Annotated in this window: 17 protein-coding genes; 13 read left to right on the forward strand and 4 right to left on the reverse strand. The window is 58.7% G+C overall.

Annotated features, from left to right (window positions below):
- Nucleotides 1-67: 67 nt before the first annotated feature.
- Nucleotides 68-523 (reverse strand): vgr related protein, encoded by a 456-nt coding sequence (locus tag AC0V6M_RS11940; RefSeq protein ID WP_486139031.1) that lies wholly within the window; start codon nucleotides 521-523, stop codon nucleotides 68-70.
- A 71-nt stretch (nucleotides 524-594) separates the two neighbouring features.
- Nucleotides 595-1,077, reverse strand: coding sequence for a copper chaperone PCu(A)C (locus AC0V6M_RS11945; protein WP_486139629.1), 483 nt, complete (start codon nucleotides 1,075-1,077; stop codon nucleotides 595-597).
- Between the two features lie 170 nt (nucleotides 1,078-1,247).
- Between AC0V6M_RS11945 and dnaK the strand changes: the two genes are divergently transcribed.
- The 4 genes from dnaK (at nucleotide 1,248) to AC0V6M_RS11965 (ending at nucleotide 6,630) form a co-directional block, all read left to right on the forward strand.
- Nucleotides 1,248-3,182, forward strand: a complete 1,935-nt coding sequence (gene dnaK / locus AC0V6M_RS11950) for a molecular chaperone DnaK (protein WP_486139032.1) — start codon at nucleotides 1,248-1,250, stop codon at nucleotides 3,180-3,182.
- An 87-nt stretch (nucleotides 3,183-3,269) separates the two neighbouring features.
- Nucleotides 3,270-4,415: a molecular chaperone DnaJ gene (gene dnaJ, locus AC0V6M_RS11955; RefSeq protein WP_486139033.1), complete on the forward strand. Its 1,146-nt coding sequence runs from the start codon at nucleotides 3,270-3,272 to the stop codon at nucleotides 4,413-4,415.
- Between the two features lie 4 nt (nucleotides 4,416-4,419).
- Nucleotides 4,420-5,676 (forward strand): putative 2OG-Fe(II) oxygenase, encoded by a 1,257-nt coding sequence (locus tag AC0V6M_RS11960; RefSeq protein ID WP_486139034.1) that lies wholly within the window; start codon nucleotides 4,420-4,422, stop codon nucleotides 5,674-5,676.
- Nucleotides 5,677-5,742: 66 nt separating this feature from the next.
- Complete coding sequence (locus AC0V6M_RS11965; protein WP_486139035.1) at nucleotides 5,743-6,630, forward strand: MBL fold metallo-hydrolase; 888 nt, start codon at nucleotides 5,743-5,745, stop codon at nucleotides 6,628-6,630.
- Nucleotides 6,631-6,644: 14 nt separating this feature from the next.
- On the opposite strand, the gene AC0V6M_RS11970 is transcribed toward AC0V6M_RS11965, so the two are convergent.
- Nucleotides 6,645-8,963, reverse strand: coding sequence for a patatin-like protein (locus tag AC0V6M_RS11970; RefSeq protein ID WP_486139630.1), 2,319 nt, complete (start codon nucleotides 8,961-8,963; stop codon nucleotides 6,645-6,647).
- 71 nt (nucleotides 8,964-9,034) lie between these two features.
- Here AC0V6M_RS11970 and radA point away from each other — a divergent pair, with 71 nt between their 5' ends.
- From radA to rnr, 9 genes are all read left to right on the forward strand, one after another.
- Nucleotides 9,035-10,402: a DNA repair protein RadA gene (radA, locus tag AC0V6M_RS11975; RefSeq protein ID WP_486139036.1), complete on the forward strand. Its 1,368-nt coding sequence runs from the start codon at nucleotides 9,035-9,037 to the stop codon at nucleotides 10,400-10,402.
- 12 nt (nucleotides 10,403-10,414) lie between these two features.
- Entirely contained in the window at nucleotides 10,415-10,954 is a 540-nt protein-coding gene (locus AC0V6M_RS11980) for a CvpA family protein (protein ID WP_486139037.1), read from the forward strand.
- A 10-nt stretch (nucleotides 10,955-10,964) separates the two neighbouring features.
- On the forward strand, nucleotides 10,965-11,393 hold the full coding sequence (locus tag AC0V6M_RS11985; protein ID WP_486139038.1) for an iron-sulfur cluster assembly scaffold protein: 429 nt from the start codon (nucleotides 10,965-10,967) through the stop codon (nucleotides 11,391-11,393).
- A 68-nt stretch (nucleotides 11,394-11,461) separates the two neighbouring features.
- The gene (locus tag AC0V6M_RS11990; protein WP_486139039.1) at nucleotides 11,462-13,135 is read left to right on the forward strand and encodes an MFS transporter; all 1,674 of its coding nucleotides are present in this window, start codon (nucleotides 11,462-11,464) and stop codon (nucleotides 13,133-13,135) included.
- Nucleotides 13,125-14,183: an alanine racemase gene (gene alr, locus AC0V6M_RS11995; protein WP_486139632.1), complete on the forward strand. Its 1,059-nt coding sequence runs from the start codon at nucleotides 13,125-13,127 to the stop codon at nucleotides 14,181-14,183. The genes AC0V6M_RS11990 and alr overlap by 11 nt, the downstream gene beginning before the upstream one ends.
- A 75-nt stretch (nucleotides 14,184-14,258) precedes the next feature.
- On the forward strand, nucleotides 14,259-14,861 hold the full coding sequence (phaR, locus tag AC0V6M_RS12000) for a polyhydroxyalkanoate synthesis repressor PhaR (RefSeq protein ID WP_486139040.1): 603 nt from the start codon (nucleotides 14,259-14,261) through the stop codon (nucleotides 14,859-14,861).
- A 92-nt stretch (nucleotides 14,862-14,953) separates the two neighbouring features.
- Entirely contained in the window at nucleotides 14,954-16,498 is a 1,545-nt protein-coding gene (gene proS / locus AC0V6M_RS12005) for a proline--tRNA ligase (RefSeq protein ID WP_486139041.1), read from the forward strand.
- 39 nt (nucleotides 16,499-16,537) lie between these two features.
- Nucleotides 16,538-17,944: a M28 family peptidase gene (locus AC0V6M_RS12010; protein WP_486139042.1), complete on the forward strand. Its 1,407-nt coding sequence runs from the start codon at nucleotides 16,538-16,540 to the stop codon at nucleotides 17,942-17,944.
- A gap of 82 nt (nucleotides 17,945-18,026) precedes the next feature.
- Entirely contained in the window at nucleotides 18,027-20,336 is a 2,310-nt protein-coding gene (gene rnr, locus AC0V6M_RS12015) for a ribonuclease R (RefSeq protein ID WP_486139044.1), read from the forward strand.
- 27 nt (nucleotides 20,337-20,363) lie between these two features.
- Here the strand turns inward: rnr and AC0V6M_RS12020 are convergent, their stop codons facing one another.
- The gene (locus AC0V6M_RS12020) at nucleotides 20,364-20,813 is read right to left on the reverse strand and encodes a universal stress protein (RefSeq protein WP_486139045.1); all 450 of its coding nucleotides are present in this window, start codon (nucleotides 20,811-20,813) and stop codon (nucleotides 20,364-20,366) included.
- Nucleotides 20,814-20,909 lie beyond the last annotated feature (96 nt).

Raw genomic sequence — 20,909 nt, forward strand, 5'->3', positions numbered from 1 at the left:
GCAAACGAAATTGCGCAACTGAGTTTAAGGAAAGGGTCGCAAGTTTTCTTGCGGCCCTTTTTGTGTTTTATCCCGTTGCACCCGGAAAGCGCACCAAGCCATCATAAACCGATTTATCGGCCACTCCGGTAACGCGCACGCCTTGCCGCATCCAGAAAGCGTGCTTTACGATCTCCGCCTGCTGCTCAATGCCATAGGCGGCAAAGGGCTGGCCCGGTTTGAGCGTGTATCCATAACGGCAGAAGGGATGGCGGTGCAGCAGCAAATACCAATCGCCGCGCGTTTGGGTTTGCCAGACATGGGTGAGCTCATGGATCAGCAGGCCTTGACGGATCAGCCCTTCACCCGAAAAATCATCGCAATAGGCCGCGCCATCGGGGTGGAAATGCACGTGGCCGCGCGGGGCCATGGTGACTTTGCGCGGCTGAAACGGAAACCATTTGCGGCGCCGGATGCGCACCGCCTCATAGTCAATCGCGGTGCCAAAAACGGTCTTGGCAATGCAAATTTCACCAGGCGTCAAAGTGCGCTCGCCGCCGACCGGGCAGGCCGGGACGAGCGCGTGGCTTTGAGCCGCAGGTGAGGGCGTGTCGCTCAGCGCTCTTCGCCCGCTGCGCGCACTTCGGCTTCGAACTTATGCCGCTTACCGCCTGAAATCTTGAGCGTTACCTCGGCGGTGCCGCCGGCCTGAACACTGTCGTCGAGTTCGAATGCCATGACGTGCTTTGCGCCGGGTTCGAACGCAACCTCGGTGCCATTGGTGAGCGGAACAGGGCCAGCCTCAGCCATGGTCATCTTGAAATCATATTCCATCATGTCGTGAACGGTTGCGCTCTTTGCGCCCGCCACCTCAGCGCCGCTGACCGCAATGCCGCGATCGCCATCATAGCTGAGGTTGAAATAGACCGCCGCGGGGTTGCCCGACACCGGGGGAAGCACCAGGCGTGCATCTGTAATCGTGATGCCTTCAATCGTATCGACTGGTTCCGGGGCAGGTGCCTCTTCGCCGCAGGCCGCCACGCCCAGACAGGCGGCTAAAGCAATGCCGCGCAGAAAGCCAGGCGATGTTTGTGTCATTTTCACGTTGTAGTCCCCTTGTTGGATGGTGCGAAAAGTAGGCGCGTCCATCCCTTGTGCCAAGCAAAACCGCACCTATATCCCGCCTACAAACGAGTTGCCAAACGGTTCCGCCAATTCTGGGGAGCACCACAGGCAGCGTCCAACAACCTGTAATGGATGGGGAAATAATGGGTAAAGTAATCGGCATCGACCTCGGCACCACCAACTCGTGTGTGGCTGTAATGGACGGGGGCAAGCCTAAAGTTATTGAAAATTCTGAAGGCGCGCGCACCACGCCTTCTATCGTTGCCTTTACCAAGGACAGCGAGCGCCTGATCGGCCAACCGGCCAAGCGTCAGGCAGTTACCAATCCAGACAACACTCTGTTCGCGATTAAGCGCCTGATTGGCCGCCGCTTCGACGATCCGCTGACGAAGAAAGATATGGGCCTCGTTCCGTATGACATCGTCAAAGGCAAGAACGGTGACGCATGGGTTAAAGCCGGCGGCGAAGACTATTCGCCGAGCCAGATTTCAGCTTTCATTTTGCAGAAGATGAAAGAAACCGCCGAGAGCTATCTCGGTGAGACTGTCGACCAAGCCGTCATCACGGTTCCTGCGTACTTTAACGATGCTCAGCGTCAGGCGACCAAAGACGCGGGTCAGATCGCTGGCCTTGAAGTGCTGCGGATCATCAACGAGCCGACCGCTGCGGCGCTCGCCTATGGCATGGACAAGAACGACGGTAAGACGATCGCTGTCTATGACCTTGGCGGCGGTACGTTTGACGTTTCCGTGCTCGAAATTGGCGACGGCGTGTTCGAAGTGAAGTCGACCAATGGCGATACGTTCCTTGGCGGCGAAGACTTCGACAGCGCGATTGTCGAATGGCTTGCGGCTGAGTTCGAAAAGAAAGAGAACATGGACCTGCGCAAGGACAAGCTTGCGCTCCAGCGTCTCAAGGAAGCGGCTGAGAAGGCTAAGATCGAGCTTTCAAGCTCGGCCACGACCGAAATCAACCTGCCGTTTATCACAGCGCGCATGGATGGCGGATCAAGCACGCCGTTGCACTTGGTTGAAACGCTCAGCCGTTCCGACCTTGAAAAACTGGTCGGCGATCTGATCAAGCGCACGCTTGATCCATGTAAGAAAGCCCTCGCAGATGCGGGCGTGTCGAAAGACGACATCGACGAAGTGATCCTGGTCGGCGGTATGACCCGCATGCCGAAGGTTCGCGAAGTCGTTGAAGGTTTCTTTGAGGCAAAGCCGCACACTGGCGTGAATCCAGACGAGGTGGTTGCCATGGGCGCGGCCATTCAGGCTGGCGTTCTGCAAGGAGATGTTAAAGACGTTCTGCTGCTCGACGTGACGCCATTGTCGCTCGGCATTGAGACCCTGGGCGGTGTCTTTACTCGGATGATTGATCGCAACACGACGATCCCGACGAAGAAGACGCAGACCTACTCAACCGCTGAAGACAATCAGAATGCGGTGACCATTCGCGTGTTCCAAGGTGAGCGCGAAATGGCGGCGGATAACAAGATGCTGGGTCAGTTCGATCTGGTCGGCATTCCGCCTGCACCGCGAGGCGTTCCGCAGGTTGAGGTGACCTTTGACATTGACGCGAACGGCATCGTGAACGTCTCTGCCAAGGATAAGGGAACCGGCAAAGAACAGACGATCAAGATCCAGGCATCGGGCGGACTGTCCGACAATGACATTGATCAAATGGTTCAAGACGCTGAGAAATTCGCTGAAGAAGACAAGAAGCGCCGGGCCTCTGCGGAAGCTCGCAACCAAGCCGACAGTCTCGTGCACGCGACCGAAAAGCAGCTCGAAGAGCACGGTGATAAGGTTGATGCCGATACCAAGTCTGCGGTGGAAACCGCGCTTGGCGAAGCGAAAACCGCGCTGGAAGGCGACGATGTTGATGAAATCAACGCCAAGTCTCAGGCTCTCACTGAAGCGGCCATGAAAATGGGTCAGCAAATCTACGAGAAAGAGCAAGCTGAAAGCGCTGCTGCTGGTGACAGCGGTGACGGCGATGCCTCTTCGGATGCGTCAGACGACGAAGACGTTGTCGATGCTGAATTCTCCGAAGTGGACGAAGACAACAAGGACTGATGTCCTCATGAAAAACTATCTTGCCGTCAGCGTGGCCCGCCAAAGGTCTACGCTGACGGCAGCTAGGTTTTAGGGACCAAGGTCACCATGGCTGCTACCCAATTAGATTATTACCAATTGCTCGAGGTGGGCCGCGACGCTGATGCGGCGGCGCTGAAGAGCGCTTATCGCAAGCTGGCGATGAAGTTTCACCCCGATCGCAATCCGGGCGATGCGGAAGCAGAAGCGAAATTCAAAGCCTGTAATGAGGCCTATGAAGTCCTCAAAGATCCGCAAAAGCGCGCGGCCTATGATCGCTATGGTCACGAGGCATTCCAGCAGGGAATGAACGGCGGCGGTGGAGGCGGCTTTGGCGGCGGACGCGGCCAGGCGGACTTCGGCGATATTGGCGATATTTTTGAAACGATCTTTGGCAGCGCCTTTGGCGGGGCCGCAAGTGGCCGGCAGCAGACCCGGCGCGGTGCTGATCTGCGCTATGACATGCAGGTTACCCTCGAAGAGGCGTTCCATGGCAAGTCTACCGAGATCGAAATTGAAGTCTCGCAAGCCTGCGACACCTGTGATGGGTCCGGCGCAGCGCCCGGCACCAGCGAACGACAGTGCAATTTGTGCCACGGGCATGGCTCTGTGCGCGCAAAGCAAGGGCTGTTCGTGGTTGAACGGCCTTGCCCAACATGCAGCGGCCGCGGCGCCGTATTGGAGGAACCATGCGGTTCATGCCGCGGGGAAGGGCGCGTTGACCGCGCTCAGGCTCTGTCAGTGGACATCCCGCCCGGCGTTGATACCGGCACGCGCATTAGGCTGACCGGTAAAGGTGAAGCGGGCGCTCGCGGAGCCCCTCCTGGGGATCTCTACATATTCGTGCACGTAACCCCGCACGAGCTATTCCAGCGCGAAGGCACCACTCTGGCCACGCGCGTTCCTGTCAGCTTTACGACAGCGGCTCTGGGGGGCAGTGTCGATATCCCGGATCTCGATGGTTCGACTAATTCGGTCGACATCCCAACCGGCATCCAATCGGGCAAGCAATTGCGCGTGCGCGGTGCCGGTATGCCAGTGCTGCAAGGGCGCGGGCGAGGTGATCTGGTGGTAGAGATTGCGGTTGAAACACCGACAAAGCTCAGCCGCAAGCAAAAGGACATTCTCGAAGAGTTTCGCGAGACCGAAACCGGAGACGAGTGCCCTGAAAGCCGCAGCTTTTTCTCCAAGTTGAAGGACGCCTTCGGCGGTTGATGCGTTGTCTGGCACTGACCCTGCTGGCAGCGCCAAACAGATAGCGCTCAACGCTTATCGGCAAGGTTCGGCCAATGCGGGCGAGCTGCTCTCCGCTGCGCTCAAGGACGAGCCGTATGATGGCGAATTGCTGATTGCAGAGGCTTCGATCCGTGCCTCTCGCGGTGACATGCTGCCTTTGGACCGCTTGGAAGCGGTGCTTGCGCGGGCGCCTGAGTGGGTCTCTGGCCATAGGGCTTTGGCTCAATTGAAGGCCATACTAGGCGATCCTGCCCCCTTTAGCGCCATAGAATCCGCGCTGGAGGCACGGCCTGACGACCCGAAATTGGCGCTCGCCTTTCTCGCACTCTTGGGCGGTGCCGGGCGCTATGAGGATGCCGCGCAAAAGGCGTCAGAATTGCGCCGCCGGATCGGTGATATTCCAGGCCTGAAACTGATCGAGGCACGCTTTGCAGGCTTTGCCGGGCGCTGCGAAGATGCGGCCGAATTACTGCGAAATTTGCCTGAAGACCTGCCGGAATTGGAATATGAGAAGGCACGCAATTCCCTTCGGCTAGGGGTGTTTGGAGACGCCAGCGCGGCAATTGATCGCGCGCTTGCCTTGGGGAAAGCCGATATTGGCGTCTGGGCGCTGGCCGAGCTGTGCTGGCGCATCGAAAGCGATCCGCGCCATCAATGGCTGTATCCTGAGACGATTGCCGCAGAACAATTCGACCTCGGACTTAGCGCCGATGAACTGACCGAGACGGTCCAGCCGCTGCGCGGATTACACGATATGAACGCGGCGCCCTTGGGCCAAAGCGTCGAAGGCGGCACGCAGACACTCAATGATTTGCGGCACCGCAGCGACCCTTGCCTTTTGGCTCTGTTTGATCGCATCCATGGGGTGCTGGCTGAATACACGGCTAGTATGGCGTCGCTGCCGGCCGAACACCCGCTTGCGACGTTGGGGCGAAGGCAAGCCGAAATAACTGCGAGTTGGTCCATCCGCCTGTCCGCTGGTGGTCGCCACTTCCCGCATATGCATGACAGCGGTTTGATCAGTTCGGCTGTTCACCTCGCGGTGCCGGATACCTTTGGTAAAGGCGAGGGGGAGCTCGAGCTTGGCCGGCCCCCTGAAGACATTCCAATAGACCTCGCCCCTGTTGCAATCTTCGCGCCCAAACCCGGTCACCTGATCTTATTCCCGAGCTTTCTCTACCACGGCACCTCGCGTTTCGGTGAAGGCGAGCGACTCACCGTCGCATTTGACGCCGCCTAGGGCACGCCTAGCCAACTCGACAACCACGCGGCTTATGGTTACTTCGCAGGCGACTGGAGAAGAATTATGAACCGTTTTGCCGTTTTCGCCCTGGCTGCTGCAACCCCATTTCTGGCTGTGCCAAGTTTCGCTCAGCGCAACTTCGATGATGTGGAAATTACGGTCGAGGAAATCGCACCTGGCGTAGCGGTTCTGTTCGGCGCGGGCGGCAATATAGGTGTCAGCTACGGTGATGATGCAACGGTCATGATTGATGATCAGTTCGCGCCGCTGTCTGAAAAGATTGAAGCTGCTGTTGCAGGCCTTGGCGCAACTCCGGTGAAATATGTCGTCAACACGCACTGGCATGGTGACCACACCGGCGGGAACGAGAATTTCGGCAAGACCGGCGCGACAATCTTTGCACACGATAATGTCCGTGTGCGCATGGCTGATCCGTCTCTGTCTGGCCGCGACGGAGATCCAGCGCCAGATGTTGCTCTGCCCGTTGTGACCTATGGCCAGGGCCTTCGCTTCCATCTCAACGACGACACTATCAACCTAGCCTTTTTGGGCGGTGGCCATACCGATGGCGACAGCGTGGTGATGTGGGACAAAGCCAATGTCGTTCATATGGGAGACCTCTATTTCAACATCCCGGGTTATCCCTTTGTCGACACCCGCTCTGGCGGCAGTGTCTACAACCTGATGTCCACGCTCGATCTCGTGATTACGATGATCAATGATGAGACCAAGGTTATTCCGGGCCATGGCGGTATGTCGAACAAGGCCGAAATGGTGGCCTATCGCGCGATGATCGGCGAGGCAGTGTCCCGCGTGGAAGCGCTTAATGAAGCTGGCAAGACGCTGGAAGAGGCAGTTGCAGCCAAACCGCTGGCCGACTTTGATCGCGGCGAGGGCTTCATCAGCGATGACGCATTCGTGACCGCTATCTGGACCAGCATCGAAGGCTAAGCGAGCGCTTGGTCTTACGCAAAACGCGCGAGGATCTCGTCTCTTAGTCCGCGCAGCAATTGCTCGCGGCACCGGCCAACCTCCAATTCCTCGTCAATAATGGCGAGGAATGCGGAGCGTTTGGCGGATCGGATGGATTCGGGTTTCATCCCGGCATCGACCGTCGATGCAATCAGATCGATCATCCGCTCCGCTCCGTGCAGGCGGCCCCAGACATAGTCGTTTTCGCGGTAAAATCGGCTGAAGAACGCTCCGAAATTGTAGAACTCAATACCGCGCAACGTCGCGCGTGTACCGCCTTCGCGGATGGAACGCGCATCATCGGGAGAGATGCGGTCAACCTTGACCGGATTGTACTCGGTCAGTCCTTCGTTCTGCAGCAGGGGCAGGGTGGCGACATCGTAAAACGGGAAGCCAAGATAGGTCAGCAGCATTCGCCGCTTCAGGTTCTTGGGCATTTGCGCCAGCGCCTCTGCGAATATCCGTTCTGCCTCCAGATCGGTCTCCGGCAGCAGGCGCTGCTCGGCGAGATAATCGAGCAAGGCGCCTGGATCCTTTAGCGCATTCCGCGCATGGCCCGCGAATTCGTCGCTCAGTCCAGAGATATCATCGGCTGAGAAATAGAGCGCGAGAATGTCGTAAATTTTCTCCCTCGCGATATCGAGCGCATCGTCTGGTATCTCCGGATCGGTTTCCCAATCCCGCGCCAGCCTGCGCGCGAGCAGGCGCAAGCGCCGAATGCGAAAGCCGATGTCGTGAGCCCTGAAGAATTGGATCGCTCCTTCGCTCGCGCCTCCGCTTCCGTCGGATAAATCGCTCAGCCCCCGGCGCTCCAATTCGCGGCGAATCGCGGTGGCAATCGGCATGCTGTCTGCTAACGACAGCTCTGGCGCTGCTTCCAGAGCAAGCTCTGCGAGGCGGTCGATGATGCCGCTGAACTTGGTCTGCGCATAGGCTTGGAAGGCATAGCCCGCTCTCTCAGCGGCCGCCTGCTGTGCCTTGGCCCGCCAATTGTGCAAACGCTTTGGGCTGGGACTATCGAGGAAGAACGTCATGCCGAACAGTTTCTCAACCGCGCGGTCTATCTCTGGCCTCAGGCCCAGGACGATCCGGCTCAGCCGCTCGGCATCGCGAGATTGCTGCTCAATCCGTTCCAGATTGTCGCGGATGGGTTGCTCGCGCGGGATGGTCGACAAAGAGCCGAAGATCGCGCCGAAGAAGCCGATGGGTGAATCGTGATTTTCGTTCACTGAACCCGCGCGGTCAGGGCGCGGATCGATGTAGACAAACCGGCGGTCCACTTCGCGCTGAGCGGGGCGACCATGCAGCGCCTTGATCGCTCCGCCAAATGGCGCATTGACCAGAACAGAACCGTCAATCAGCGACACGCCGTCCTCCGTCCCGTCGCGCATATGGACAGGCATGATCCGGTTGAGAAAACTCGCGCGCGATGTCCAATCCACTCCCTTGCGCTCCGCTAAGCGATCAATTTCCGCCAGTTGCAGCGGCGGGAAGGCTCCCGGGAAACTGGCCGTTGCCCGCGCCGCTAGCACCAGCTCCAGCGGATGGGTCAGTCCTTCGCTGCTTTGCACAGGAGTGCTGGCGCGTAGGCTGATCGGGGTGCGATGCTCGGTTTCTTCAACAATGGGCGGACTGTTGAGGCGCAGCATTTCCACATGGCCGCGAAAGTCAGTAGTGGTGACAAACAGATCGATGGGATGGCCGGGCGGTAGCAAAGGGTCTCCGCGCTCGCCCACGCGCATTCCTTCGAGCGCTTCAAACAGTAGGCTGGAGAACTTGTCGCCAGAAAACGGCGGGCTGAACCAGCGGCCACGCACGAGGCGGGAGACTTTTTGCCGCACCTCGGATCGTGTCTCTGGCGACACGCTTTCGCTAACGGCGTTGCCGGGACGGCTGAGCACCCATTCAGCAATCGGCTGAGCCCAGATCTTGGCATAGCGCCACATCGGCTGCGCTTTGGGATCGGTCAGCTCTTCGACGTCAGCGGTTTCCAGCCATAGGTCGGTCAGCGGTTCGAGCGAATGGCCTGAATGGATGGCCTGCGCGAGGAACACCGCGTTGATGCCGCCGGCGCTCGCCCCGGTGAGAATGTCCGGCATAACGCGCAGGCGAAGCGAGTAATCGCGCTCAATTTCGCGCAGCAAGTCGCAATAGACTTTTGCCACCCCGCTGCACGGTGCTTCGTGATTTGCATGAAACGCCCGGCTCGCGCGGGCCAGATGCCAAATCTCTTTGGTTACCCCGTGCATATACACCGCAAGGCTGACACCGCCGTAGCAAACCAGAGCGAGACGAAGTTCTTTTTGCCGCATAAGAATCGTGATGACGTGGAAAGTCAGGAATGGCAATTGCGTTCCGCAAATGTTCCGTCTACGAAATTGGAATGGCAAAGACCAAACGGCGATATGTATGCGGTTCATGCGGCTCTGTTTCGCACCGCTGGCAGGGGCAATGTCCTGACTGTTCTGAATGGAACACGATGACAGAGGATGCACCGGCGACGGTGTTCTCTCAGAAGCATGATCTTTCGCGCGGAGGGCGGGCGCTGGAGTTTGTGCCGCTGGATGGCCCCGCGCAATTGCCTCAGCGGCGGCCGACTGGTCTTGCAGAGTTTGACCGCGCGCTTGGCGGCGGCCTGGTCCCGGGATCGGCTGTGTTGATGAGCGGTGATCCGGGGATCGGAAAATCGACTTTGCTGATCCAAACGGCGGCGACAATCGCGCGCTCAAATGGTGATGTGGTGTATGTCAGCGGGGAAGAAGCCGCTGGGCAAGTGCGTCTTCGCGCTGCACGCTTGGGAATTGCCGACGCGCCGATCAGGCTCGCATCAGAAACTTCGGTGCGCGATATTCTGACCACCTTGGGGGCTGGCGATCCGCCCGCTCTGCTGGTGATCGATTCGATTCAAACGATGCACTCCGACACGATTGAAGGTGCCCCCGGAACCGTCAGCCAAGTGCGCGGCTGTGCGCTCGAACTGATCCGTTATGCAAAGGAAAACGGGACCGCGTTGGTGCTGGTCGGGCACGTCACCAAAGATGGCAATATCGCTGGCCCGCGCGTGCTGGAGCACATGGTCGATGTGGTGATGAGCTTTGAAGGCGAACGCAGCCACCAATATCGGATCCTGCGCGCGCTGAAGAACCGCTTCGGCGCGGTCGATGAGATCGGCGTGTTCGCAATGGCAAACGAAGGACTGGAAGAGGTTACGAACCCTTCCATGCTATTCCTGTCCGGGCGAGACCAGCCGCTCGCAGGCAGCGCAGTCTTTCCTGCTCTCGAAGGGACAAGGCCCGTTTTAGTCGAGATACAGGCTTTGATCGTTAGGTTGCAATCGGGCGCCACGCCGCGGCGCGCAGTGGTTGGCTGGGACAGCGGTAGACTGGCGATGCTTCTAGCCGTGCTCGAATCGCGCTGCGGCCTCAATTTTTCCTCAGCAGAAGTCTATCTTAATATCGCAGGCGGATACCGATTGGCTGATCCCGCCGCTGATCTGGCGGTTGCGGCGGCTTTGATGTCTGCGCTCGCTGATAAGCCGCTGCCAGATAAGGCTGTGTGGTTTGGCGAGGTGTCGCTCGCCGGGGAAATTCGCCCGGTTTCTCATGGGGATCTGCGCCTTAGAGAGGCGGTGAAGTTGGGCTTTGCCAGGGGCTATGGCCCATCTGACAAAAAGCTCGGCTCATCCAAGCTCAATTATCACGGTTTGGGACAACTTTCTAACCTCGTTGACCAAGTGGTTGGGACGGAATAACCCAAGTCAGTAATGGCTATATTTGACATAATCGTGCTCATAATCGTGGGGGTTGCCGCGATTGGTGGTTTCATGCGGGGCCTTGTGCAAGAGGTCCTCTCGCTGGCGGCGTGGATGCTATCAGCCTTTGCGATCTATTATTTGCATGCGCCGCTGACCGAGGGCCTGCGCGATTTTATCGATGCCGACCCGGGAACGCCGATACTCGCCTTTGCGCTCCTACTGCTCATTCCATATGCGGCGATGAAGGTAATTGCGAACAATGTGGGTGAGGCCTCGCGCAATTCCATTCTTGGCCCAATTGACCGGGTGCTTGGATTTGGCTTTGGTGCGGTTAAAGGCGCACTTATCGTGGTGTTTGCTTTCTCCGTCCTGGCGCTAGGCTTTGACACGGTCTGGGGTTTCAAAGGTCGTCCGACATGGATTACGGCCGCCCGCACCTACCCGGCCGCTGATGCGTTCTCCCGCCAATTGGTGTCCGCCATTGCTGAGCGTCGCGCAAAGCTCTCTGACGAGGAAGAGACTGCTGACGACGCCAGCCTGACTGAATGATGGATCGCTTGTGGCAGGCGTAAAGGCGACTAAGCTTTACTCGCCTCAATTGCTTGGTCTTGCCGCAGGGCTTGCCAATTATCCGCTCAGCAATGCGTTCCAATTCCCCGGCGAGGCGCGGTCTCGTACATGCGGCAGTTCAATCAAATTGGCACTCGACTGCCGGGAAGACGGATCAATTGAGCGGATCGGCATGCAAGTGACCGCGTGCGCGATCGGACAGGCGTCTGCGGCGATCATGGCCGCTGATGTCCAAGGGCGCAGCGCAGCTGATATAATCACCAAGACGCGTGAAATTGAGCAATGGTTGAGCAGCAAAGGCGGCCGGCCAGATTGGTCGGGCTTTGATGCTTTGGCGCCAGCATTGGAGCATCCGGCGCGGCATGGCGCATTAATGCTCGTGTGGAAGGCTGCGAGTAACGCGCTTTCCTCGCAGTAGCCGAGCAGCTAGTGCTACTGGAATAAGGCCAAGGAAAACCGGCCAGTCAGAAGAGGACCACGGGGCTTATGGTGGATGCAGAAGCGCTAAAGCAGCGCGAGCCAAGCGAGAAAGAAATCAAACTTGTGATCGGTGCGAGCAGCGCCGGGACCATCTTTGAATGGTACGATTTCTTTATCTACGGCACGCTTGCTTACATCCTCAAAGACGCATTCTACGACGTGAATGACCCGACACTGGCGCTACTGCTAGTGTGGTCCACCTTCGCGCTCGGCTTTGCGTTCCGTCCGATTGGCGCAATTCTGTTTGGGTTTCTCGGCGATAGGCTGGGGCGCAAATACACGTTCCTCGTGACTGTCACTCTGATGGGCATTGCGACCGCTGGCGTCGGGCTGATTCCCACGGTCGATACGCTCAAAGAAAACTATGGTGAGGGGTATGTGATTATTGCCCCCATCATCGTCATATTCCTGCGAGTGCTTCAAGGCCTCGCCTTGGGCGGCGAATATGGCGGCGCGGCGATTTATGTCGCTGAACATGCCCCGCCTGAAAAGCGCGGCTTCTACACCAGTTTCATTCAGGCCAGCGTGGCGGGGGGCTTTGTGCTTTCCATCATTGTTGTGCTGCTGTGCCGCTGGATCATCCCTGAAGAAGCCTTCGCAGATTGGGGCTGGCGCGTGCCATTCCTGTTGTCGATCATCCTGCTCGGCATATCGCTGTGGATGCGGCTCAAACTGTCTGAGAGCCCTGTGTTTCAGGCGATGAAGGAATCGGGAGAAACCTCGGGCAATCCGTTCATTGAGAGCTTCACCTATCCGGGCAATAAGAAGCGCATCTTTGTCGCTCTGTTCGGTGTCAGCGGTATTCTGACGACCATTTGGTACACCGCATTCTTCTCAAGCCTATCCTTCCTGAAGGGTAATATGCGGCTTGATGAGGGGACGGTTGAAGTCATCTTGCTGATCGCGGGGCTGCTCTCGCTCGGTCTTTATCTGATCGTTGGCAAGTGGTCGGATACGGTCGGGCGCAAGAAGCCGATCATCATTGGCGCTTTGGCGACGCTCGCGACGCTGTTCCCGATCTTCTGGTTCATGGGCAGCCTGGCCAATCCTGGCCTAGCCGAGGCAGCGGAGCGCACTCCGGTTGTTGTCAGCGGCGATCAATGCGTCACCGATCCATTCGCCGAATTGTTTGACCGCGAACAGACGCCGTGCGGCAAAATCTTGAGCAGCCTGACCAGCAGCGGCGTGTCCTACACGCTTCAGCCGGGCGGCGATCTAGGCGTTACCGTTGGCGGCGAACCGGTTGCCATTGCGCCGGAATGGCTCGAAGAAACCGAAGAAGGTGCGGCTTCGCGGACAGCAGGCTTGCAAGAGGCGTTGACCCAGTCAGGGTTCGATTTCTCGCGTCAGGTTCCGCCACTGATCAACATCGTGGGTATCATAGCTGCGCTGCTGGCTCTCGGCGTCCTGTCTGCGCTCACCTATGGCTCGGTCGCGGCGCTGCTGTCAGAGATGTTCCCGCCGCGTATCCGCTACAGCTCCATGTCGATCCCCTATCACATTGGGGCCGGATATCTTGGCGGGTTCCTGCCGCTGATCGCTGGGGTGATCGTCGCGAGCACGGGCAACATCTACTCAGGGCTTTGGTACACCTGGATCGTTGTCGCCTTTGGGCTCGTCGTCGCCTGGTGGGGCCTGCCGTCTGGGCCGCCGCGTGACTTCTCCGACGATGTTGGTTGATCCTGCAACGCCAAGTCTTCGTTTGAGGATTGACCATGCGGCATTGACCAGCAATTGGCGTGCGCTTGATAGCATGTCAGGTGATGCCTCCGCGGGCGCTGCGATCAAAGCCGATTGCTATGGGTTAGGCGTAGAGCACTGCCTGCCGACACTTCGTGATGCCGGGGCGGAGGAGTTTTTCGTCGCGCATTGGAGCGAGGTCGAAGCGGCTGCGCACTATGTTCACGCGAGCGATATTGCGGTGCTGCATGGTCCGATCACGCCGCAAGATGCCGCCTATGCAAAGGCCAGCGGAGCAGTGCCTGTCATCAACTCGTTAGAGCAGGCTCGCCGATGGAACGAGGCGGATGGTGGCCGCTGTCACCTGATGGTGGATACCGGGATCAACCGGCTTGGCATCGCGCCTTCTGAGGTTGGTGATGAGGCCATCAAACAGCTCAATGTCGACGTGCTGATGTCGCACCTCGCCTGCGCTGATGAAGACAGCGAAATGAACGCACGGCAATTGGCGCGCTTTCGCGAGGTGCAGGCGCATATCGATTGGAATTCCCTAAGTCTGGCGAACAGCGCCGGGATCGCCTTGGGCAGCGACTATGCCTTTGACCTCACACGACCAGGCCTTGCTCTATACGGCGGCATCGCGCGGCAGGAACTTGCGGGCGTCATCAAACAAGTCGCCTTTCCAGAGGCGGCTATCATCCAGACGCGTGACCTAAAAACTGGCGACGCCGTTGGCTATAATAGCGAATTCACCGCACCCCTCGATATGCGTGTTGGGACCGTTTCGCTGGGCTATGCCGATGGCTTCCTGCGCAGTTGGGGCAATGTGAATGGGCGCAGCGGCGCGCATTTCCTTCACGTTGAAACCCCGCTGCCGCTGCTCGGCAAGGTCTCCATGGATATGGTGGTGGTCGACCTCAGCGACGCGCCAAGCCTGCGCGAGGGCGACTGGCTATCTGTGCCGTATGAATTGCAAAATGCTGCGCAGCAAAGCGGCCTATCGCAATATGAATTGCTGACCATTCTGGGACAGCGTTTCGGATCCTAGAAAACGTTCATGTTGCGCTGCACATTGTGCAGATGCTAAGCGCGCTGCAACGCAAAAATTCATGGGATCCAAATAATGGCAGGCAAGTCAAAAGCCGCAAAATCAGGCTCGCGCAAAACTGGCGAGGCCGGTGATGCAATCATCATCAAGAAATACGCCAACCGGCGGCTCTACAACACCAGCTCCTCGAGCTACATCACGCTTGATGATCTGGCTGAAATGGTGCGCGAGAATGTTGAATTTCAGGTGCTTGATGCAAAGTCCGGCGATGACATCACGCATTCGATTCTGACCCAGATCATCATGGACGAAGAAGCCAATGGTGAGCAAATGCTGCCCGTGGGTTTCCTGCGCCAATTGATCGGCATGTACGGCAATTCCATGCAGGCGATGGTGCCGTCTTATCTTGAGGCGAGCATGGCCAATTTTCGCGACAATCAAACGAAGATTCGCGAAGCCTTTGAAAAAGGCATGTCGAATAATCCGATCTCGGCGATCCACGAAACCAATATGGCGATGATGCGCGCTGCGGCGGATGTCCTCATTCCGGGCGTCGCCAGCAAGCGCAAGTCCGCCGCGCCGAAAGCGGCCGCTGGTTCTAGCTCCAATGGCGAGATCGATGCGCTGCGTGAGCAAATGGCCGAGATGCAAAAGAAGCTTGATGAGCTGAGCAAATAGTCGCGACACCATTTGCGAATTGCGAGCGGCGGGCCTAGCGCTACCGCTCGATCAACCCAATACCCGCTCTAAGATTTTGAGAGAGACCCACTGTGTCTAACATCCGCCACGCTCTGAATGTGAAGCGCGAAGACGATTTCGCCAAATGGTATCAAACCGTAATTGCCGAGGCTGATCTGGCCGAGGAATCTGGCGTGCGCGGATGCATGGTGATCAAACCATGGGGCTACGGCATTTGGGAGCGTATTCAGCGACTGCTCGATGACCGCATCAAAGCTGCCGGCGTGCAAAATTGCTATTTCCCACTGTTCATCCCGCTCAAGAATTTTGAGCGTGAGGCGGAGCATGTTGATGGCTTTGCCAAGGAAATGGCTGTCGTCACCCACCACCGCTTGATCGCCGATGGAGAGGGCGGATTGGTGCCTGATCCTGAGGCGAAATTGGAAGAGCCTCTGGTGGTTCGACCAACCTCAGAAACGATCTTTGGCGATGCGATGGCACGCTGGATCCAGAGCTGGCGCAACCTGCCGCTGCTGACCAACCAATGGGCCAATGTCGTGCGCTGGGAAATGCGGACGCGTATGTTCCTGCGCACCAGTGAGTTCCTCTGGCAGGAGGGGCACACTGCGCACGAAAATCAGGAGCAGGCCCAAGAAGAGACGCACCGCGCGCTCGAAATGTACCGCGCCTGCGCCGAAGAAGATTTGGCCATGCCAGTGGTCGCTGGCGAGAAGCCAGAGAACGAGCGTTTCCCGGGAGCGGTCGAGACGTGGTCGATCGAGGCAATGATGCAGGACGGCAAGGCTCTGCAAGCGGGCACATCGCATTATCTCGGCACCAATTTTGCCGAGGCAGCCAACATCCAGTTTCAAGACCGCGAGGGCGCTCAGCAATATTGCCACACCACCAGTTGGGGCGTGTCAACCCGCATGGTCGGCGGCGTCATTATGACCCACGGCGATGACGATGGCCTGCGCGTGCCGCCCGCGATTGCGCCGCACCAAGTCATCATCCTGCCCATGCTGCGCGACAAACCTGAGGATGAGGCGCTGCTCGAATATTGCCGAGAGCTCTATGGCCAGCCGACGGCACAAACTGTGCTGGGTGAAAAGACCCGCATCTGGCTCGACACGGCGCCTGGCAAAGCAACCGCCAAACGCTGGGATTGGGTGCGCAAGGGCGCGCCTATTATCATTGAGGTTGGCGGGCGCGATATGGAGGCGGGCGTCGTCAGCCTGCTGCGCCGCGACAAGATGTGGAACCCAGAGAACGGCAAAGTCGCCTTTGCTGCGCCGAAACGCGATGATGTCGCGGGCGAAATTGGCGCAATGCTGGAAGACATTCAGGCGAACCTCTTTAACGAAGCGCGCGATCGGCGCGATGCGAATATCACCCGCGGGATCAGCGATTGGGCTGACGTGGCCAGCCACTTTGCAAATGGCGGCAAGTATCCGGGTTGGGTCGAGGTTCAGTGGTCAAAGCCAAGCGGGGACGCATTGGAAAAAGTGGTCGAGCGCTTAAAAGAACACAAGCTCACTTTCCGTAATGTTCCGCGCCGCAGCGATGCGGCAGACGGCGCTTGCATCTTCACCGGTGAACCTGCGGCCGAGCGAATTTTGGTGGCGCGCGCGTACTAGAGCTTGCACGCATTCGCATGTCGCGGCAAACATCACGGCATGATCAAAAAACTCGCTATTCTCGCTTCGCTAATTGCCACGCCGCTGGCCGCTGATGACCATGTTCCGGCCGCGACTGACGACAGTCTTGCAGCGCAGGTTTCCGAAGAGCGCCTGCGTGCGGATATGGACAAGATCGTCTCGTTCGGTACGCGGCACACCTTGTCGTCCCAAACCGATCCGAAGCGCGGAATTGGCGCGGCGGTGAATTGGGCGCTGGATGAGTTTCGCCGGATTGGGACGGGCTGCGATGATTGCCTGGAGGTTCAATCGGTCGAGCGCGTGGTCGAGCCCGATGGGCGGCGCATTCCTCAGCCAACCTTGGTGCGCAATGCGGTTGCCATCCAGCGCGGGACCGAACGTCCCAATGAAGTGATTATCGTGCAGGGGCATTATGACAGCCGGGTCACCGACCCGCTCAATGGAACCGACGACGCACCGGGCGCGAATGATGATGGTTCGGGCAGCGTGATGATCCTGGAGGCATCCCGTATCCTCTCCAAACAGCAATATCCCTCGACCATTATTTACGCGCTGCTGACCGGTGAGGAGCAGGGCCTTTATGGAGCGCGCATCCTTGCCGACTGGGTCGAGGAGCAGGGCATGACCGTGAAGGCCGTGCTCAACAACGACATGATCGGAAATTCCTGCGGGTCGGACGGCGTGTGCGACGCGAAACATGTGCGCGTCTTCTCCGAAGGGCCCCGCGCCGATTCCACCGAAGAGCTGCGCGCAAGACAGCGCCGTTTTGGCGGTGAGAACGATATGCCCGGGCGCAATCTCGCCCGCTGGCTTGGGGATCTGGCTCAGGCCAATCCTGACGGCATGCAAGTTCGTCAGATCTGGCGGACGGACCGTATGGGGCGAGGCGGGGACCAAATCCCGTTCTTAGACAAGGGCTATCCGGCCATCCGCATCGCGGTCTCCGTGGAAGATTATGAGCATCAGCACCAGGATCTACGCACCGAGAACGGCATCAAATACGGCGATACCGTGGACGAGATCGACTTTGACTATCTGACCCGCTCTTCGCAATTTAACGTCCGCGCGCTTCACCGTCTGGCCAAGGCACCGATGCCGCCAGCGGTCACCGCCGATGCGGCCGTGCGGGTGGACACAGCGCTGGAATTGGACGCGGTTCCCGGAGCGGATCGCTATGTAATCAAGGCCCGCCGTACGGATGAATCCTATTGGCGCGGCGTTTTGCCCAATGGCACTAAGGGTGAGGACATCCAAAGCGCTATCCCCGCAACCGATGCTCCCAAAATTGAGCTAGCCGTTCCTCTGCGCGGTGATGACTGGCTGCTGGGTGTGGCCGCCTGCACGGGCAGCTATTGCTCGCCCGTTTCCAGCGCAGTCCCCGGCGGAGCATTCGCGCCGGTGGCGAAAGCTGCCGATAACGATTAGAGACCGCTCGTCCTGAGCTTGTCGAAGGGCGAGCCCAGTCAAGTGTTTGTACGTCGACAGGCTCAGCGCGAACGGAATTCTCATGGCCAAAAGACAAATGAAACGCCCCGCGGGCTTGCCGAGTGCGAAGCAGGTGCTGGAGTTCATTCAGACTGCGCACGGCCCCACGGGTAAGCGTGAGATCGCGAAAGCGTTTGGCCTGAAAGGTCAGGAGAAGATCGCGCTTAAGCGGTTGCTCAAGGACATGGCCGAGGAAGGCCTGATTGACGGTAAGAAGACCGCTTATCACCGGATGGGTGGCGTTCCGAAAGTGACCGTTCTGAAGGTTGTCGATATCGAAGATGGCGAAGCAATTGCAGTCCCGGAGAATTGGGATGCCGATGCGCCGGATAAGCCGCCGCGTTTGACGGTCAAAGAGCTGAAAGGCGGGCGCGGGGCGAAAGGCATGCCTGCGCTCAAACGCGGCGACCGGGTGCTGTCCCGCACCGAAGAAACCGATGCTGGCTGGGTCGCCCATCCAATGAAGAAATTGCCCGCGCGCAGCGACGGTCTGCTTGGCGTGGTTGAGCTCGATGGACGCGGCAAGGCATGGCTGGCGCCGGTCGATAAACGCATCCGCAATTCCTCACCCATCGCCGATGTGGGCGAAGCGGAAGAGGGGCAGCTGGTCCTGTGTGAGCGGGTGGGCCGCTCTGAACGCGCCGGTGTCAAAGTTGTCGAGGTGATCGGCGATCCGCTGGCTCCCAAGAGTTTCAGCCTGATAGCGATTGCCAAGCATGGCATCCCGCAAACCTTCCCAGAAGAGACTTTGGCGGAAGCGCAGACCGCGACCGAGCTGACCTTGTCCGAGGAAAAGCGCGAGGACCTGCGCGACCTGCCCATCGTCGCAATCGATCCCGCCGATGCGCGCGATCACGATGATGCTATCTGGGCGGAGCCTGATGGCGAGGGCGGGTTCAAAGCGCTCGTCGCGATTGCTGACGTGTCGTATTATGTCCGTCCCGGCGGCGCGCTCGACAAGGAAGCGCGAAAGCGCGGCAATTCGGTCTATTTCCCTGACCGCGTCGTGCCGATGCTACCAGAGATATTGAGCGCCGATGTGTGCTCTTTGCGGGAAGGCGAAGATCGCGCCGCGATGGCATGTCACCTGCGGATCAATTCCAAGGGCAAGATCACCAGCCACCGCTTCACCAGAGCGATTGTCCGCATCCATCACAATATCGCTTACGAAGATGCGCAGGCGGCGGTGGACGGTGACAACACACCGGAATTTCTCGGCAATCTGTGGGCAGCATGGAAAGTGCTCGCGGCGGCGCGGGCAGCGCGTGATCCGCTTGATTTGGACCTGCCAGAGCGGCGGGTTGTGCTCAATGAGCAAGGTCAGATCGCAGAGATCGCTGTGCGCGAACGGCTCGATGCCCACCGCGTGGTCGAAGACTTCATGATCGCGGCCAATGTCGCGGCGGCTCAGGCGCTGGAGGCGAAGAGCTCGCCTGTGGTCTACCGCGTGCATGAGACACCAAGCCGAGAGAAGCTGATCGCGCTGCGCGATTATCTGGAGACCTTTGGGCAAAAGCTCGCTCTGGGTCAGGTCATCACGCCGAGCCTGTTTAACCGCATGCTCAAAGATGTGAGCGATGAGGATGAAAAGGCGCAGGTGATGGAAGCCGTCCTGCGCACTCAGATGCAGGCCTATTATGGCCCAGCCAATTCGGGGCACTTTGGCCTGGCGCTCAGTTCGTATGCGCATTTCACATCGCCCATTCGGCGTTACGCAGACCTTCTGGTGCACCGCGCTTTGGTGGACGCGTATAAGCTGGAGCAGCCTAAGCCGAAGGTGTCCTTGCCAGAGAAAAGCGGGCTGTCAGAGCGTGACCGCGACAATCTGCAACAGATCACTGACGCGATCAGTCAGACAGAGCGCCGGGCGATGGAGGCGGAACGCGATACGATCGACCGTTATGTCGCCGCATGGCTATCCGGCAGAGTTGGTGAGAATTTTGAAACGCGTATTACCGGCGTTCAGGGCTTTGGTTTCTTCGCCACAATCGTAGGTCTTGGCGGTGATGGCCTCGTGCCGGTTTCCACATTGGGCGCAGAGCATTTCCGCTATGAAGAAGCGGCGCAATCCTTGGTGGGTGAGGACAGCGGCACCAGCTATTCGCCCGGCGATAAACTGACGCTGCAACTGGCGGAGGCAAATGCGCTCACCGGTGCGCTGAAATTTGTGCCAGTTGATGCCGATGGTCAAGCGATTGAGCCGCGCGGAAATCGCCCGCCGCCACGACGAGGTAAACCGAGCTATAAAAAGGGTCCGCCGAAGAAGGGAAAATACGCCGCCGGCAAACGCGGCCGTCCCGGCAACATCCGCCATCAAGGACGCCGCAAATAGGATCGGTAAGCCTGCGCTAAGCCGCAATCACACTCCGTGATCGCTGCTGGTTTCGTCGTAGTCGTTCGGGATTACATAGAGCGGGCAGGGCAGCTCGCCCGCATGCGTGGAAAAGTGCGTGACCAGCGGGCCTGGATTGCCGCTCGCCGCGCCCAGCACCAATGCGGCCACTTCCTTGTGGTTCTTCAAAAAGTCGCTGACGATTGATTGGTTGTTGCCGACCTTCACCGAGATTGTTGGCATGATCCCGCTTTCCGCCAGCAAATTTCCGCCGATCCCATTGGCCAGCATTTCTGCCCGGTCATGCGCCTCTTGTTCAATGGTGTCTTGCACCGCGCCAAACGCGCTAACGTTTTGCTGAGCGACCAGCGCAAGGATGTGCACCGCGCCTTTTACCGCGACGGCGCGCCGCGCGGCATAGCGCAATGCGGCCCGCGCTTCTTCGCTCTCGTCCATCACAACCAGGAATGTACGCATATTCTTCGCTCCCGTTGAGGTAGCTATCCTTTCAAATGGTTTCGTATGCAAGGCCTTGCCCGAAGCGGCTGAATTCGTCACACGGGCAAAACAACA

The organism is Erythrobacter sp. JB3-1, from assembly GCF_057364995.1.

Coding starts and splice junctions, on each gene's coding strand:
- AC0V6M_RS11945 (WP_486139629.1), bottom strand. CDS start 1,077: ATGACACAAACATCGCCTGGCTTTCTGCGCGGCATTGCTTTAGCCGCC.
- dnaK (WP_486139032.1), top strand. CDS start 1,248: ATGGGTAAAGTAATCGGCATCGACCTCGGCACCACCAACTCGTGTGTG.
- dnaJ (WP_486139033.1), top strand. CDS start 3,270: ATGGCTGCTACCCAATTAGATTATTACCAATTGCTCGAGGTGGGCCGC.
- AC0V6M_RS11965 (WP_486139035.1), top strand. CDS start 5,743: ATGAACCGTTTTGCCGTTTTCGCCCTGGCTGCTGCAACCCCATTTCTG.
- AC0V6M_RS11970 (WP_486139630.1), bottom strand. CDS start 8,963: ATGCGGCAAAAAGAACTTCGTCTCGCTCTGGTTTGCTACGGCGGTGTC.
- radA (WP_486139036.1), top strand. CDS start 9,035: ATGGCAAAGACCAAACGGCGATATGTATGCGGTTCATGCGGCTCTGTT.
- AC0V6M_RS11980 (WP_486139037.1), top strand. CDS start 10,415: ATGGCTATATTTGACATAATCGTGCTCATAATCGTGGGGGTTGCCGCG.
- AC0V6M_RS11990 (WP_486139039.1), top strand. CDS start 11,462: ATGGTGGATGCAGAAGCGCTAAAGCAGCGCGAGCCAAGCGAGAAAGAA.
- alr (WP_486139632.1), top strand. CDS start 13,125: ATGTTGGTTGATCCTGCAACGCCAAGTCTTCGTTTGAGGATTGACCAT.
- phaR (WP_486139040.1), top strand. CDS start 14,259: ATGGCAGGCAAGTCAAAAGCCGCAAAATCAGGCTCGCGCAAAACTGGC.
- AC0V6M_RS12010 (WP_486139042.1), top strand. CDS start 16,538: ATGATCAAAAAACTCGCTATTCTCGCTTCGCTAATTGCCACGCCGCTG.
- rnr (WP_486139044.1), top strand. CDS start 18,027: ATGGCCAAAAGACAAATGAAACGCCCCGCGGGCTTGCCGAGTGCGAAG.
- AC0V6M_RS12020 (WP_486139045.1), bottom strand. CDS start 20,813: ATGCGTACATTCCTGGTTGTGATGGACGAGAGCGAAGAAGCGCGGGCC.